The organism is Streptococcus sanguinis (genome assembly GCF_019929145.1).
Taxonomy (GTDB): domain Bacteria; phylum Bacillota; class Bacilli; order Lactobacillales; family Streptococcaceae; genus Streptococcus; species Streptococcus sanguinis_U.
The window spans coordinates 1,035,340-1,051,411 of sequence record NZ_JAHZOW010000001.1 but is presented as its reverse complement, the minus strand read 5'-3'; the positions used below and the strand labels follow the sequence as shown (position 1 = coordinate 1,051,411).

The window sequence follows — 16,072 nt, the reverse complement described above, 5'->3', positions numbered from 1 at the left end:
TTATCTCCCAATCAAGGCGCGCCGCCCTCAAAATAAACTACATTAAGACAGTTTTTTCAATTTACCAGGTTGGAAACCAGAAAATGCCTCAGTTGCTGTCTGAATCACAGGAGCAGCATTGAAACCAAGATCTTTGACATGGTCAATGAATTCTGGCTGTTCATCCAAGTTGATTTCGCGATATTCTACATGATTAGTATCTAAGAAGCGCTTGGTCATTTTGCACTGAACGCAGTTGTTTTTTGAGTAAATAGTTACCATTAAAAATTCCTCTAAACTTTCGTTTTTTCTTTTAAATAATACGAAACTAGTATATCTAAAAGAAAATAGAATGTCAATAGTTTTGAACTAAATATTGTGTGATATTTTGTTATAGGATAGATTACAATACAATATATAGTGTTTGTATAAGCGGTGAAAAGAAGTGAAAAATTGCAGAAAAGGAGCAAAATGCTGATGCGGCAATGCTTAAACAAGTCTTAAAATGTTAGAAAAATGACTAGTAGCTTTTCCGCCTAAAAACAAAAATCCAATATCTTGTGTTACAGAATTTAGGGAATCACTAGGAGGAGTGGAGGGGGAGTTTATATTCTTATTTTATAACAATTAGTTTCTATAAAATAAGAAATTTATGATTAAAAACTTAGTGGAAGCCATTTTTGAATAAAGCTTGAGGAATGTGGGATTTTGCTCGAAAATTCTCTCTTCAATATAATAAGAAGAGTTTTCATTTCCTAAGAAATATTTTGTAAGCGGGCTATAAAATTCTTGAAAAAGATTTCAAAAGGTGATATAATATCAACTTGTAAGGGTTATCACAATAACTCAAAAAGAATTATTTAAAAGGAGAGTCTAACTATGGCTTCTAAAGATTTCCACATTGTAGCAGAAACAGGTATTCACGCACGTCCAGCAACTTTGTTGGTTCAAACTGCTAGCAAATTTGCTTCAGACATCACGCTTGAATACAAAGGTAAATCAGTAAACTTGAAATCTATCATGGGTGTTATGAGTCTCGGTGTTGGCCAAGGAGCTGATGTTAAGATCTCAGCTGAAGGTGCAGATGCAGACGATGCCATCGCTGCAATCTCCGAAACAATGGAAAAAGAAGGATTGGCTTAATATGACAGAAATGCTTAAAGGAATTGCAGCATCTGACGGTGTTGCCGTTGCTAAGGCATATCTATTAGTTCAACCGGATTTATCATTTGAGACTGTTTCAGTCGAAGATACGAATGCAGAAGAGGCTCGTTTGGATGCAGCTCTTGAAGCTTCACAGAACGAGCTTTCTGTTATCCGTGAGAAAGCAGTAGATAGCCTTGGTGAGGAAGCCGCTCAGGTGTTTGACGCTCACTTAATGGTACTTGCTGACCCTGAAATGGTTGGGCAAATCAAAGAAACAATCCGTGCGAAAAAGACCAATGCAGAAGCTGGTCTGAAAGAAGTAACGGACATGTTTATCACTCTCTTTGAAAACATGGACGACAATCCATATATGCAGGAACGTGCGGCAGATATCCGCGACGTGACAAAGCGTGTTCTTGCTAACCTTCTGGGCAAGAAATTGCCAAATCCAGCGTCTATCAATGAAGAATCAGTTGTGATTGCTCATGACTTGACTCCTTCTGATACAGCACAGCTGGATAAGAAATTTGTTAAAGCTTTTGTAACCAATATCGGCGGCCGTACAAGCCACTCTGCTATCATGGCACGTACGCTTGAAATCGCAGCAGTATTGGGAACTAATAACATTACTGAGCTTGTAAAAGATGGCGATGTGATTGCAGCTAACGGTATCACTGGTGAAGTGATTATCAACCCAACTGAAGAGCAAATCGCAGCATTTAAAGCAGCTGGTGAGGCTTATGCTAAGCAAAAAGCTGAATGGGAATTGCTTAAAGATGCTCAGACTGTGACTGCAGATGGCAAGCACTTCGAATTGGCAGCCAATATCGGTACGCCAAAAGACGTTGAAGGTGTCAATGCTAACGGTGCAGAAGCGGTTGGTCTTTACCGGACTGAGTTCCTTTATATGGATTCTCAAGACTTCCCGACAGAAGATGAGCAGTATGAAGCATACAAGGCTGTGCTTGAAGGCATGAATGGAAAACCAGTTGTTGTTCGTACGATGGATATCGGTGGAGATAAGGAACTTCCTTACTTCGATATGCCGCATGAAATGAACCCATTCCTTGGTTTCCGTGCTTTGCGTATCTCTATCTCTGAAACTGGCGATGCTATGTTCCGTACACAAATCCGCGCACTCTTGCGTGCTTCTGTACATGGACAATTGCGCATCATGTTCCCAATGGTAGCCCTTCTGACAGAATTCCGCAAAGCTAAAGCGGTTTATGACGAAGAAAAAGCTAAGTTGCAAGCTGAAGGCGTTGCAGTAGCAGACAATATCCAAGTAGGTATCATGATTGAAATCCCAGCAGCAGCTATGCTCGCGGATCAATTTGCCAAGGAAGTAGACTTCTTCTCTATCGGTACCAACGACTTGATCCAGTACACTATGGCAGCTGACCGGATGAATGAGCAAGTCTCTTACCTCTATCAACCATACAACCCATCTATCCTTCGCTTGATCAACAATGTTATCAAGGCAGCTCATGCTGAAGGCAAGTGGGCAGGTATGTGTGGAGAAATGGCCGGGGACCAAACAGCGGTGCCATTGCTCGTAGGTATGGGCTTGGATGAATTCTCTATGAGTGCGACTTCTGTTCTTCGGACTCGTAGCCTCATGAAGAAGCTGGATACGAAGAAGATGCAAGAACTGGCTCAGCGTGCACTGACTGAATGTGCAACGATGGAAGAAGTTCTTGAACTTGAAAAAGAATATCTGAACTTCGATTAATCTGAAAAATTAAGATCAGGGAGATTTTCCTGGTCTTTTTTAGTTTTCTTCAAGGGAATAGTGAAGTTTGTGAAGAAAGTTGAAATCAAAGAAAACAGAAAATAAGCAGATCTAATATGAACAAAATTTAGTAATCTATCTTAATTGTGAAAAAATTCTTTAAATTTATAACTTTTGGTTGAAATTTTCAGAAAATTTGGTAAAATAATATTTAATAACATTTTGGAGGGGACAAGTGACACAATATAAAAACTATATAAATGGAGAGTGGAAAGTTTCTGAAAATGAAATTACCATCTCATCTCCTATCAACAATGAGATTTTAGGAACTGTGCCTGCCATGACTCAGGCAGAGGTCGACTATGCGATGGCAAGCGCTCGTGCGGCTTTGCCAGCTTGGCGAGCTCTTTCAGCAGTTGAACGTGCAGCTTATTTGCATAAGGTTGCGGATATTTTGGAACGCGATCAGGAGAAGATCGGCGAAATTCTTGCAAAAGAAGTTGCCAAGGGTATCAAAGCGGCAGTCGGAGAGGTAGTCCGGACAGCAGACTTGATTCGCTATGCGGCTGAAGAAGGCATTCGTATTCACGGTCAGGTTATGGAAGGTGGCGGCTTTGAAGCTGCCAGCAAGAAAAAATTGGCTGTGGTTCGTCGTGAGCCTGTAGGAGTTGTACTGGCCATTGCGCCATTTAACTACCCAGTCAATCTGTCTGGTTCTAAGATTGCTCCTGCCCTTATCGGCGGAAACGTCGTGATGTTTAAGCCACCTACTCAAGGCTCAATCTCTGGTTTGCTCTTGGCTCAGGCTTTTGCTGAGGCTGGTCTGCCTGCTGGTGTTTTCAATACCATCACAGGACGTGGTTCAGAAATCGGGGACTACATCATTGAGCATAAGGAAGTAAACTACATTAACTTTACTGGCTCCACTCCAATCGGTGAGCGCATCGGTAAGTTGGCTGGTATGCGTCCAATTATGTTAGAATTGGGTGGTAAGGATGCTGCAGTTGTGCTGGAAGATGCTGACTTGGAGCATGCAGCTAAGCAGATTGTTGGCGGGGCATACAGTTATTCCGGTCAGCGCTGTACGGCTATCAAACGTGTCATTGTCATGGAGAGCGTAGCAGATAAATTAGCGGCGCTGATTAAGGCAGAGGTAGAGAAACTGACGGTTGGTGATCCCTTTGATAATGCGGATATCACACCAGTCATTGATAACGCATCAGCAGATTTCATCTGGGGCTTGATTGAAGATGCTCAAGAAAAGGGAGCGTCAGCCTTGACAGAAATCAAACGTGAAGCAAATCTCATCTGGCCTGCCTTGTTTGACCATGTGACACTGGATATGAAATTAGCTTGGGAAGAGCCATTTGGTCCTGTTCTTCCGATTATTCGTGTGACTTCCGTTGAAGAGGCTATCCAAATTTGTAACCAGTCAGAGTTTGGTCTTCAATCTTCAGTCTTTACAAATGATTTCCCGAAAGCATTTGAAATTGCTGAGAAACTGGAAGTGGGTACTGTACACATCAATAATAAGACCCAACGTGGTCCAGATAACTTCCCATTTCTTGGTGTTAAGGGATCTGGAGCAGGAGTGCAAGGGATTCGTTACAGTATCGAAGCGATGACACAAGTGAAATCCATCGTGTTTGATGTGAAATAATGAGAAAGGCGGCTTTGTGCGGTCTTTTTTCTTACCTTGATGAACTTGTAAATTTAACAAGATTATCGAACCATTTGAAAAGAATCAAGCATTTATATATTTAATTGCTTATTATTTTAAAATGTAAATTTACATATTGGTCTATATCTTTATGAAAATTTTCATATTTTTCTTGTTTTGGATAGCTCCTATATTTAGCGAAAAAGGAATTAAAATATACTGAGAGACACAAAATGCAGTGTTTTCTCTCTCATTTATTACTAATTTCAGCTAATGTTCGGTTTTAGTAATTTTCCGTAAGGATATTTGAAATTTACTTGAAAAAGAGATAAAAATAATGTAGAATAGTATTATAGAAAACGCTTACAAATAGAAAGGTGATTGCATGGATAAGAACGAAGCATTAAGAACCTTTACAACAGGTGAAAACTTTCATTTACAGCATTATCTAGGGGCGCATCAGGATGAAGTGGACGGCAAGTCTGGCTACTCTTTCCGCGTTTGGGCACCTAATGCTCAGAGTGTCCATTTGATTGGAGATTTCACCAATTGGTATGAAGAGCAGATTCCTATGGTCCGAAATGAAGCGGGCGTTTGGGAAGTCTTCACAGAGCTGCCTAAGGAAGGAGATATTTACAAGTACAATATCAAGCGCAGCAGTGGTCAGGAAATTTTAAAAATTGATCCGTTGGCTATCTATATGGAAGAGCGTCCGGGCACGGGAGCAGTCATTCGCACTATTCCTGAAAAGAAGTGGAAAGACGGTCTTTGGCTGGCACGCCGGAAGCGCTGGGGCTTCTTCTCTCGGCCGGTCAATATCTATGAAGTGCATGCCGGATCTTGGAAACGCAATGAAGACGGCAGTCCTTATAGCTTTGCCCAGTTAAAAGAAGACTTGATTCCTTATCTGGTGGAGATGAACTACACACATGTGGAATTCATGCCGCTTATGGCTCATCCGCTGGGACTTAGCTGGGGCTATCAGCTCATGGGCTACTTCGCCTTTGAGCATACCTATGGCACACCTGAGGAATTTCAGGACTTTGTCGAAGAATGTCACTTGAACAATATCGGGGTCATTGTGGACTGGGTACCAGGTCACTTCACTATTAATGATGATGCTTTGGCTTACTATGATGGGACACCAACTTTCGAGTATCAGGACCACGATCGGGCTCATAACTATGGCTGGGGTGCTCTCAACTTTGATTTGGGCAAGAATCAGGTTCAGTCTTTCTTGATTTCCAGTATTAAATTCTGGATTGATTTTTATCATCTGGACGGAATTCGGGTTGATGCTGTCAGCAATATGCTCTATCTGGACTATGACAGCGGCCCATGGCAACCAAATAAAGATGGCGGCAATCGCAACTATGAAGGCTATTACTTCCTGCAGCGCCTCAATACGGTTATCAAATTAGCTCATCCTGATGTTATGATGATTGCAGAAGAAAGCTCCTCAGAGACCAAGATTACTGGTATGAGAGAGCTGGGTGGTCTTGGATTTGACTACAAGTGGAATATGGGCTGGATGAATGATATCCTTCGCTTCTACGAAGAAGATCCGATTTATCGTAAGTACGATTTTAATCTAGTGACCTTTAGCTTTATGTACGCTTTCTCTGAAAACTTCCTCCTACCATTCTCGCATGATGAAGTGGTTCACGGCAAGAAGAGTCTTATGCACAAGATGTGGGGCGACCGTTACAATCAATTTGCAGGGCTCCGCAACTTGCTGACCTACCAAATCTGCCATCCGGGCAAGAAATTGCTCTTTATGGGATCAGAATTTGGTCAGTTCTTAGAATGGAAGTCAGAAGAGCAACTAGAATGGTCTAATCTGGACGATCAGATGAACAAGAAGATGCAGGGCTTCACTGCTGCGCTCAATGCCTTCTATAAAGATAATCGTCCGCTTTGGGAAATTGATCTGAGCTATGATGGTATCGAAATCATTGATGCGGATAATACTGATCAAAGTGTCCTCTCCTTTATCCGTAAGACAGAAAAAGGAGATATGTTAGTTTGTGTATTCAATATGGCGCCGGTAGAGCGGAAGAACTTTACCATTGGTGTTCCAGTGGAAGCCATTTATGAAGAAGTATGGAACACTGAATTAGAAGAATGGGGAGGTGTTTGGAAGGAACATAATGAAACAGTTCAGTCTCAAGAAGGACTTTGGAAAGATTATCCACAGACCTTGACCTTTACACTGCCGGCTCTTGGAGCCAGCATCTGGAAGATCAAGCGTCGGATTGCTCGTAAAAATGTTAAAAAAGATTCCACAAAGGAGTAATAGTCTATGAAGAATGAAATGCTAGCTTTGATTCTTGCCGGCGGGCAAGGAACTCGTCTTGGAAAGCTCACACAGAGTATCGCAAAACCTGCGGTACAGTTTGGCGGCCGCTATCGTATTATTGACTTCGCCTTGTCTAACTGTGCCAACTCCGGTATTCATAATGTCGGTGTCATTACTCAATACCAACCACTAGCTCTGAATAGTCATATCGGAAATGGTTCTAGCTGGGGGCTTGATGGTATTAACTCAGGCGTGTCCATTCTTCAGCCTTATTCTGCGAGCGAAGGAAATCGCTGGTTTGAAGGTACTAGCCATGCGATTTATCAAAATATCGACTATATCGACAGCATCAATCCTGAGTATGTCCTGATTTTGTCTGGGGACCATATCTATAAGATGGACTATGATGACATGCTTCAGTCACACAAGGACAACAATGCCAGCCTGACAGTTGCCGTTCTGGATGTGCCTCTCAAAGAAGCCAGCCGTTTTGGTATCATGAATACAGATGCTAATAATCGGATTGTTGAATTTGAAGAAAAACCAGAAAATCCTAAGTCAACCAAGGCTTCTATGGGGATTTATATCTTTGACTGGCAGCGTCTGCGCAATATGCTGGTAGCTGCTGAAAAGAGCAACGTGGACATGTCTGACTTTGGTAAGAATGTTATCCCTAACTACCTAGAATCTGGTGAAAGCGTTTATGCTTATGACTTTGCAGGCTATTGGAAAGACGTTGGTACAGTAGAGTCTCTCTGGGAAGCCAACATGGAATACATCAGCCCAGAAAATGCTCTGGATAGCCGCAATCGTCGCTGGAAAATTTATTCTCGCAACTTGATTTCTCCTCCAAACTTCATCAGTGAAAATTCCCATGTAGAAGATTCGCTGGTCGTTGATGGATGTTTCGTTGACGGTACAGTAAAACACTCTATTCTTTCTACTGGTGCTCAGGTCAAGAAGGGCTCAGTCATTGAAGACTCTGTCATCATGAGTGGCGCTGTTATTGGCAAAGACGCTAAGATTAAGCGGGCCATTATCGGAGAAGGTGCTATCATCTCTGATGGTGTAGAAATTGATGGTACAGAGGAAGTATATGTTGTCGGATACAACGAGAAAGTGGGGGTACCAAAAGATGAAGATTGATAAATACTCAGCAATTTTAGGAAACACAGTCGGCTTCCATGATATGTCAACTCTGACAAATCATCGTCCAGTAGCCAGCTTGCCATTCGGTGGGAAATATCGCTTGATTGACTTCCCACTTTCAAGCCTTGCCAATGCTGGTATCCGCAGTGTCTTTGGTATCTTCCAGCAGGACAATATCAGCTCTGTCTTTGACCATATTCGTTCTGGTCGTGAGTGGGGTCTGTCTACCTTGCTCAGTCACTATTACTTGGGAATCTACAATACTCGTGTAGAAAGTTCTACAGTCGGTGAGGAATACTATGACCAGCTTTTAACCTACCTCAAACGTTCTGGTTCCAACCAAACGGTCGCACTTAACTGCGATATCCTGGTTAATATTGACCTCAATCAAGTTTTCCATTTGCACAATACAACAGAACAGCCGATTACAGTTGTCTACAAGAAATTGCATAAGGAAAATATTTCGGATGTGAACGCTGTCCTAGATATTGACGAGACGGACCATGTCAGAGGTCATAAACTCTTTGATGGTCGAGAAGATACTGAGCTCTTCAATATGTCTACAGACATCTTTGTGGTAGATACTCCATGGCTGATTGAAAAGCTGGAAGAAGAAGCTAAGAAAGAGCATCCGCAAAAACTGCGCTATGTCCTGCGTGATTTAGCAACTCAGGAAGGGGCATTTGCCTACGAATATACAGGCTATCTAGCTAATATCTATTCTGTAGAGACCTACTACCGTTCCAACATTGATATGCTTGAAAGCAAGAAATTCTACTCTCTCTTTAGTCCTAACCAAAAGATTTACACCAAGGTTAAGAATGAGGAGCCAACTTACTATGCTGAGTCTTCGAAAGTAGCTCGCTCCCAATTTGCGTCAGGAAGCATTGTGGAAGGTGAAGTTATCAATTCTGTAATTTCGCGGAATACCAAGATTAAGACTGGAAGCAGTGTTAAATCCAGTGTTCTCTTCCCTCGAGTCAAAGTTGGAGAAAATGCAACTGTTGAGTACGCGATTGTGGACAAGGGAGTTGAAATTGCTGAAGGAGTGGTGATTCGCGGAACAGCAGAAGACCCAATCGTAGTTAAGAAGGGCCAAAAAGTTACAGAGGACATAATTCGATGAAGATTTTATTTGCAGCAGCAGAAGGAGCCCCATTTTCTAAGACAGGTGGTTTGGGAGACGTTATCGGCGCTCTCCCCAAATCACTGGTCAAGGCTGGCCATGAAGTTGGTGTTATTCTGCCTTACTATGACATGACCCATGCTAAATTTGGCGACCAAGTGGAAGACCTTTTCTACTTTGAAGTCAGTGTTGGCTGGCGTCGCCAATACGTTGGGGTCAAGCGACTGGTCTTGAACGGTGTGTCCTTCTATTTTATTGACAATCAGCATTATTTCTTCCGCGGCCATGTTTACGGGGATTTTGATGATGGTGAGCGCTTTGCTTACTTCCAGTTAGCAGCCGTAGAGCTGATGGAGCGGATTGATTTCATTCCGGATGTTCTGCATGTTCACGATTATCATACAGCTATGATTCCTTTCTTGGTTAAGGAAAAATACCATTGGATTCAAGCATATCAGAATATCAAAACCGTCTTGACCATTCATAATTTGGAATTCCAAGGTCAATTCCCTGACAGCATGCTTTGGGAACTGTTTGGAGTAGGCTATGAGCGCTATGCAGACGGAACCCTGCGTTGGAATGACTGTCTCAACTGGATGAAGGCTGGTATTCTATATGCTGATCGAGTGACAACTGTATCACCAAGCTATGCAGGCGAAATTCGTACACCAGAATTTGGCTGTAATTTGGATCAAATCCTGCGGATGGAGTCTGGTAAGCTGGTCGGAATTGTCAACGGTATAGATACAGATATCTATAATCCAGAAACGGATCCGCTATTAGCCCATCACTTTGACAAATCTGACTTATCTGGTAAACTAGAAAACAAGCGGGCTTTGCAAGAGCGAGTTGGTCTGCCTGTGCGTGATGATGTGCCAGTAGTTGGGATTGTTTCCCGTCTGACCCGTCAAAAAGGCTTTGACTTGGTAGTGGAAGAGCTGCACAATCTCCTCCAGGAAGATGTGCAGATTATCCTCTTGGGAACAGGCGATCCAGCTTTTGAGCAGGCTTTCGCTTGGTTTGGCCATGCCTACCCTGATAAGCTTTCAGCCAACATTCTCTTTGATGTAACCTTGGCTCAGGAGATTTACGCTGCCAGCGATATTTTCCTCATGCCAAGCCGTTTCGAACCTTGTGGCCTGTCACAAATGATGGCTATGCGCTACGGAACCCTGCCTTTGGTGCATGAAGTGGGCGGTCTGCGTGATACCGTCGAGCCTTACAATGTCTATACAGGACAGGGAACTGGCTTTAGCTTCAATAACTTTTCTGGCTACTGGCTGACTTGGACCTTCAAGGAAGCACTCAGGCTTTATGCCGATGACAAGGAAGCTTGGAAATCTCTGCAAGAGCAGGCGATGGAGAGAGACTTCTCTTGGGATACAGCCAGCAAGGCTTACAGTGATTTATATCAATCACTTCTATAACATTTACTTTGGAATCAGTATAAGCAAATCCTCTCTTGCCCATGGGACAAGGGAGGATTTCCGTGAGAATTACATTTTTATATATTATCATACTGTGTTGGAGCCCTGTTTTTAGCTTGTGGCTGAAGTGAGCGATTCCCATCTTGATTGAAAAAAGTATTTCTACGTTTAAATCTGCTTCCCGCTATTAAGAAAGGGAGATAACCATCCACTATGGAACTAACAAAAGAACGTTTTATTCGAGATTTTAAGGATATTCTACATGAAAGACAGCTGATTAAGGTTGCTGATGCGACTTCAGTGGAGCTTTTTCAGGCTCTGGCCAGCACTGTCCGCAAGTATATCACGCCCCTGTGGCTGGAGCGTCGCAATCAGTTGATTGATCAGCAGCAAAAGACAGCTTATTACTTTTCTATTGAGTTTCTTCCAGGTCGCATGCTGGAAACCAATCTGCTCAACTTAGGTATCCTCGATACGGTCAAGGAGGGCTTTGCCGAGTTGGGCGTTGACTTTGAAGATGTCAAGAATGCGGAGTATGACATGGCCTTGGGCAATGGCGGTCTGGGCCGCTTGGCGGCTGCCTTTATGGACTCGCTGGCAACCACTGGCTATCCAGGATTTGGAAATGGGATTCGCTATCGCTATGGACTCTTTAAGCAACGCATCGTAGATGGCTATCAGGTAGAAATTCCTGATGCTTGGTTTGGCAGTCTGGGCAATGTCTGGGAGACCCGTAAGGACCATGATATTGTTGATGTTAAAATCTTCGGAAATGTTTCCCTCCATGCCAATGAAAAAGGCCGGATTGTGCCTCTTTATGAGAATTCCAAAACCTTGCGTGCTGTTCCTTACGATGTGCCGCAGATTGGCTTTGGCAATGACAATGTCAACAATCTCCGTCTTTGGGATGTTGAAATTCCAGAGGAGCATGAACTGGACTATCCGACTATTGAAGCTCGTCGCCGTGTACAAGATATCACTGCCATTCTCTATCCAGACGATTCTAGCTACGAAGGAAAAGAGCTGCGCCTGATCCAGGAATACTTCATGACCAGCGCAGGTCTGCAGACTATTATCAAATCCTACCTCAAGCAGGGTCGTCCGCTCAAAGATATTCATGAGAAGGTCTCTGTCCATATCAACGATACCCACCCAGCTGTCGCACCAGCTGAGTTTATGCGCCTCTTGGTGGATGAGTACGACCTGGAATGGGCAGATGCTTGGAATGCTACGGTTAAAACCATGAGCTACACCAACCATACCATTTTGTCAGAAGCCTTGGAAAAATGGGATGCAGAGCTCTTTAAGAATGTCCTGCCGCGGGTTTATCAGATTATCCTAGAGATTGACAACCGCTATGTAGCTGAAATGGCTGGGCGCGGCCTGGATCCGCAAGTCATAGAAAACACTCGGATTGTCAAGGACAATCAAATCCACATGGCTCACTTGGCTATCATTGGCGGTCATTCAATCAATGGTGTTGCTAAACTCCACACAGAACTGCTCAAAGAAGATACTTTGCGTGATTTCTACAGCATTTATCCAGAGAAGTTTAATAACAAGACCAATGGCATTATCCAGCGCCGCTGGCTGCAAATTGCGGACCAGCCTCTGTCAGCTGAGATTGATAAGCTGATTGGTAAGGGCTGGAGAAGTGATATCCATGAGCTGCGTAAGCTTTTGGAATTCAAGGATGATCAGCAAGTGCTGGGCGATTTTTATCGAGTGAAGCAAGAAGCCAAGGCTCGTCTGGCCGACTTCATCAAGGAATCAACTGGAGTAGAAGTTTCTACAGAAGCTATCTTTGATGTCCAGGTGAAACGCCTCCATGCTTATAAGCGTCAGCTGCTCAACCTGCTTCATATCATCAAGCTCTACTGGGACCTCAAGGACAATCCTGACAAGGACATGGTACCGCGCGTCTTTATCTTCGGTGCCAAGGCTGCTCCAGGCTACCACTTTGCTAAGTCTGTTATCAAGTTGATCAATGAAGTAGCCAATCTGGTCAACAAGGATGAAAGCCTGCAAGGCAAACTCAAGGTTGTCTTCTTGGAAAACTACCGGGTCAGCCTAGCTGAGCTCATCATTCCAGCAGCGGATGTATCAGAGCAGATTTCTCTGGCTTCCAAGGAAGCTTCTGGTACTTCTAACATGAAGTTCATGATGACAGGTGCCATTACCTTGGCTACTCTGGATGGAGCCAATATCGAAATCAAGGACGAGGTCGGTGACGACAATATTGTCATCTTTGGGATGGACAAGGACCAAGTTTACGAGCACTATGCCCGCCACGATTACTACTCACGCGGTGTCTATGAAAGCAATCCAGATATTCGCCGAGTGGTCGATACCTTTGTCAACGGCACCATTCCAAACGTCCGTGAAGAAGGATCTGAAATCTATGAAGCCCTCATTACCCACAATGACGAATACTTCCTTTTGGAAGACTTTCATGCCTATGTAGAAGCTCAAGAGAAGATTGATGCTCTCTATCGTGACAAAGAAAAATGGGCCCGCATGAGCTTGATTAATATCGCTACATCAGACAAGTTTACTTCAGACGATACCATTGAGCAATATGCCAAGGAAATCTGGAACTTGGAGAAATAATACTCCTGAGAAAACATGAACAATAAGAGATTGGGGCCTGGGCCTCAGTCTCTTTTGCTATCCATCTACCATCTTGTCTAGAAATATGCTATAGTAGAGAAAGTATGAGAATCCAACTTTTAGAAAAGCAGGGTAAGAAAGCATGAAAGACTACACGATTTTTTATCAACAATTAACGGCTCCTTTTCGCAGTCGCCCTCAGTGGCTGAAAGGGCTGGTTTACTTCAATAGGGGAATGACCCTCTTCATACCTATTGTTTATGGTCTCGTTCTAATTAGTGCCTTTCTGACGGAAGACTGGAAAGGCCTGCTTACTTTTTTCTTCTTACCAGCCATTGGATTTGCTCTGTTGTCAGCTATTCGCAAACGGCTGAATCAAGCACGCCCTTACGAGAAATGGGCTATTCAACCCTTGCTGGCTAAGGATACATCAGGCAAGTCCATGCCCAGCCGCCATGTCTTTTCGGCTACAGTGATTTCCATGTGCCTGCTCTACTTTTTCTGGCTGCCGGGGCTTATCTGCCTCTTGCTTTCAGCAGGGCTGGCCGTAGTGCGTGTGATTGGCGGTGTGCACTATCCAAAGGATGTGCTGGTCGGCTATCTTTGCGGCATTTTCTGGGGAGCTTTACTCTTTTTATTATAAAGGACCTGTTTTCAGCAGAGAGTAGACAAAGGACTTCCAGCTATATTATAATAGAAGCAGTAACAACCGTTTCGACACCAAGGATTATTCCTTGGATTATTCCTTGGTGGATCTAAAAAATATTTAAGGAGAAAACTATGTCAGAACCATTATTTCTACAGTCTGTGATGCAGGAGAAGATCTGGGGCGGAACCAAGCTGCGCGATGTCTTTGGCTATGAGATTCCCAGCAACCATGTAGGGGAGTACTGGGCTATCTCGGCTCATCCCAATGGTGTGTCAACCGTCAAGAACGGACGATTTGCCGGCCAGAAGTTAGATGTTCTCTATGCCGAGCACCGTGAGCTTTTTGGCAATCGTCCGGAACCAGTCTTTCCACTTTTGACGAAGATTTTAGATGCCAATGACTGGCTTAGTGTTCAGGTCCATCCTGATGATGCCTATGGACTAGAGCACGAAGGGGAGCTTGGTAAGACTGAATGCTGGTATGTCATTGCTGCAGACGAAGGAGCAGAGATTATTTATGGTCACAATGCCAAGAGCAAGGAAGAGCTGCGCCAGCAGATTGAGAGCAAGGACTGGGACCGTCTCCTGACCAAAATCCCAGTCAAGGCTGGTGACTTCTTCTATGTACCAAGTGGCACCATGCATGCCATTGGCTCGGGGATTCTGATTTTAGAAACTCAGCAGTCCAGTGACACAACCTACCGTGTCTATGACTTTGATCGTAAGGACGATGCTGGTAATCTTCGTGAGCTGCATTTGGAGCAGTCGATTGACGTTCTGACTATCGGTGATCCAGCCAATAGCCGTCCTGTTACCATTCAGGCAGATAGTTTGACTTCTACTCTTTTGGTGGCCAATGACTTCTTTGCTGTTTACAAGTGGGATATTGCCGGTTCAGTCAATTTTAAAAAGACAGCAGACTATAGCTTGGTCAGTGTCTTGGAAGGTGTCGGTGAGCTAGAAGTTGGTGGGGCAGTTTATCCTCTTGAAAAAGGGGAGCATTTCATCCTGCCTAGCGATGTCACAGAATGGACCTTGTCTGGAGATATGCAGTTGATTGTTAGCCATCCATAATCATAGAAAAATCAAGAGCAAATAATCACTTTGCTCTTTTTTCTTTAAAAAACATATGAAATAAGTGAAATTTTAATCACTTTCTTCTTATTTATATAGCAGAATAGTTTGTATATCAATAATAATTCAATTGTTTTGACAAGAAAATTTATAAATCAAAAGAAAGAAACAAAAAACGCTTACAATGGTGGCAAAAGATTGACTATTCGATATTTTAGGAGTAAACTAAGGAAGTAAATTTTAAAATATAAAGGAGAAGTCATCATGAATTTAACATTTTTAGGACTTTGTCTTGCCTGTATGGGTGTTTCGATTGCAGAAGGAATGCTTATGAGTAACCTTTTCAAATCAGCGTCTCGTCAGCCAGAGATTATCGGTCAATTAAGAACTTTGATGATTATGGGGATTGCCTTTATCGAAGGTACTTTCTTTGTAACATTGGTTATGGCATTCATCATCAAGTAAGAACAGGAAAGTTTTTCATCTTTAGAAAAGGAGGGGAGTTAGTTGGAAGAAAGTGTAAATCCAACCATTCAGTTAGGTCCTGTGACCTTTGATTTGACCCTGCTTGCTATGTCTCTTTTAGCTGTTCTCATGGTCTTTGCCTTTGTTTATTGGGCGAGCCGCAAGATGACCCTTAAGCCGTCGGGAAAGCAAAATGCCTTAGAATATCTCTATGATTTTGTGATTGACTTTACCAAGGGAAATATCGGAAGCAAATATATGAAGAATTATTCTTTGTTTTTGTTTTCACTTTTCTTGTTTTTGGTAATAGCCAATAACCTTGGTCTCATGGCAAAATTGCAAACGACCAGCGGTGAAAATCTTTGGACGTCACCAACGGCTAACCTCGGTTTTGACCTTAGCATGTCTTTCTTGATCACTTTGATTTGCCATGTAGAAGGCATTCGTCGCCGAGGCGTGAAAAAATATCTGAAAGCTTTTGCGACACCGGGCTTTATGACGCCAATGAATATCTTGGAAGAGTTCACCAACTTCGCTTCTTTAGCCTTGCGGATTTACGGGAATATCTTTGCAGGGGAAGTTTTAGCTGGTTTGCTGGTGACCCTTTCTCATCAGGCTTTTTATTGGTACCCAGTAGCTTTTGTTGCTAATTTTGTATGGACAGCTTTTTCCGTTTTTATTTCTTGCATTCAGGCTTATGTTTTCACTATGTTGACATCCATGTACTTGGGCAAGAAAATTAATGGTGAGGAATAAA

At 43.1% G+C, this 16,072-nt stretch carries 13 protein-coding genes; 12 read left to right on the top strand and 1 reads right to left on the bottom strand.

The window, feature by feature from the left end:
- Positions 1-42: 42 nt before the first annotated feature.
- Positions 43-261 (bottom strand): glutaredoxin-like protein NrdH, encoded by a 219-nt coding sequence (nrdH, locus tag K1I94_RS04975; RefSeq protein WP_002897920.1) that lies wholly within the window; start codon positions 259-261, stop codon positions 43-45.
- 597 nt (positions 262-858) lie between these two features.
- Here nrdH and K1I94_RS04970 point away from each other — a divergent pair.
- The 12 genes from K1I94_RS04970 to atpB all read left to right on the top strand — a co-directional run bounded on the left by K1I94_RS04970 (position 859) and on the right by atpB (position 16,071).
- On the top strand, positions 859-1,122 hold the full coding sequence (locus K1I94_RS04970) for a phosphocarrier protein HPr (RefSeq protein WP_002896017.1): 264 nt from the start codon (positions 859-861) through the stop codon (positions 1,120-1,122).
- Position 1,123: 1 nt separating this feature from the next.
- A complete protein-coding gene (ptsP, locus tag K1I94_RS04965) occupies positions 1,124-2,857 on the top strand; it encodes a phosphoenolpyruvate--protein phosphotransferase (protein ID WP_149566404.1) in 1,734 nt (577 codons plus the stop codon).
- A gap of 235 nt (positions 2,858-3,092) precedes the next feature.
- Positions 3,093-4,517, top strand: coding sequence for an NADP-dependent glyceraldehyde-3-phosphate dehydrogenase (locus K1I94_RS04960; RefSeq protein ID WP_002910196.1), 1,425 nt, complete (start codon positions 3,093-3,095; stop codon positions 4,515-4,517).
- Between the two features lie 385 nt (positions 4,518-4,902).
- Entirely contained in the window at positions 4,903-6,813 is a 1,911-nt protein-coding gene (glgB, locus tag K1I94_RS04955; RefSeq protein ID WP_125434725.1) for a 1,4-alpha-glucan branching protein GlgB, read from the top strand.
- Positions 6,814-6,819: 6 nt separating this feature from the next.
- Positions 6,820-7,962 carry a glucose-1-phosphate adenylyltransferase gene (locus K1I94_RS04950; RefSeq protein WP_223314601.1) on the top strand — a complete coding sequence of 381 codons (1,143 nt, stop codon included), beginning with the start codon at positions 6,820-6,822 and terminating at the stop codon, positions 7,960-7,962.
- Positions 7,952-9,091 (top strand): glucose-1-phosphate adenylyltransferase subunit GlgD, encoded by a 1,140-nt coding sequence (gene glgD, locus K1I94_RS04945; RefSeq protein WP_223314600.1) that lies wholly within the window; start codon positions 7,952-7,954, stop codon positions 9,089-9,091. The genes K1I94_RS04950 and glgD overlap by 11 nt, the downstream gene beginning before the upstream one ends.
- Entirely contained in the window at positions 9,088-10,518 is a 1,431-nt protein-coding gene (gene glgA, locus K1I94_RS04940) for a glycogen synthase GlgA (protein WP_125357088.1), read from the top strand. The genes glgD and glgA overlap by 4 nt, the downstream gene beginning before the upstream one ends.
- A 213-nt stretch (positions 10,519-10,731) precedes the next feature.
- Entirely contained in the window at positions 10,732-13,128 is a 2,397-nt protein-coding gene (locus tag K1I94_RS04935; RefSeq protein WP_223314599.1) for a glycogen/starch/alpha-glucan phosphorylase, read from the top strand.
- Positions 13,129-13,270: 142 nt separating this feature from the next.
- Entirely contained in the window at positions 13,271-13,771 is a 501-nt protein-coding gene (locus K1I94_RS04930) for a phosphatase PAP2 family protein (RefSeq protein ID WP_002900746.1), read from the top strand.
- A 137-nt stretch (positions 13,772-13,908) separates the two neighbouring features.
- The gene (manA, locus tag K1I94_RS04925) at positions 13,909-14,850 is read left to right on the top strand and encodes a mannose-6-phosphate isomerase, class I (RefSeq protein ID WP_002913739.1); all 942 of its coding nucleotides are present in this window, start codon (positions 13,909-13,911) and stop codon (positions 14,848-14,850) included.
- Between the two features lie 264 nt (positions 14,851-15,114).
- Entirely contained in the window at positions 15,115-15,315 is a 201-nt protein-coding gene (locus K1I94_RS04920; protein WP_002913737.1) for a F0F1 ATP synthase subunit C, read from the top strand.
- Positions 15,316-15,357: 42 nt separating this feature from the next.
- Positions 15,358-16,071, top strand: coding sequence for a F0F1 ATP synthase subunit A (gene atpB, locus K1I94_RS04915; RefSeq protein WP_002912078.1), 714 nt, complete (start codon positions 15,358-15,360; stop codon positions 16,069-16,071).
- Position 16,072 lies beyond the last annotated feature (1 nt).

What these genes read in the sequence shown, in the direction of transcription:
- glgD (WP_223314600.1), top strand. Translation starts at nt 7,952, where the DNA reads ATGAAGATTGATAAATACTCAGCAATTTTAGGAAACACAGTCGGCTTC.
- K1I94_RS04970 (WP_002896017.1), top strand. Translation starts at nt 859, where the DNA reads ATGGCTTCTAAAGATTTCCACATTGTAGCAGAAACAGGTATTCACGCA.
- K1I94_RS04935 (WP_223314599.1), top strand. Translation starts at nt 10,732, where the DNA reads ATGGAACTAACAAAAGAACGTTTTATTCGAGATTTTAAGGATATTCTA.
- nrdH (WP_002897920.1), bottom strand. Translation starts at nt 261, where the DNA reads ATGGTAACTATTTACTCAAAAAACAACTGCGTTCAGTGCAAAATGACC.
- K1I94_RS04950 (WP_223314601.1), top strand. Translation starts at nt 6,820, where the DNA reads ATGAAGAATGAAATGCTAGCTTTGATTCTTGCCGGCGGGCAAGGAACT.
- K1I94_RS04920 (WP_002913737.1), top strand. Translation starts at nt 15,115, where the DNA reads ATGAATTTAACATTTTTAGGACTTTGTCTTGCCTGTATGGGTGTTTCG.
- ptsP (WP_149566404.1), top strand. Translation starts at nt 1,124, where the DNA reads ATGACAGAAATGCTTAAAGGAATTGCAGCATCTGACGGTGTTGCCGTT.
- glgB (WP_125434725.1), top strand. Translation starts at nt 4,903, where the DNA reads ATGGATAAGAACGAAGCATTAAGAACCTTTACAACAGGTGAAAACTTT.
- glgA (WP_125357088.1), top strand. Translation starts at nt 9,088, where the DNA reads ATGAAGATTTTATTTGCAGCAGCAGAAGGAGCCCCATTTTCTAAGACA.
- manA (WP_002913739.1), top strand. Translation starts at nt 13,909, where the DNA reads ATGTCAGAACCATTATTTCTACAGTCTGTGATGCAGGAGAAGATCTGG.
- K1I94_RS04930 (WP_002900746.1), top strand. Translation starts at nt 13,271, where the DNA reads ATGAAAGACTACACGATTTTTTATCAACAATTAACGGCTCCTTTTCGC.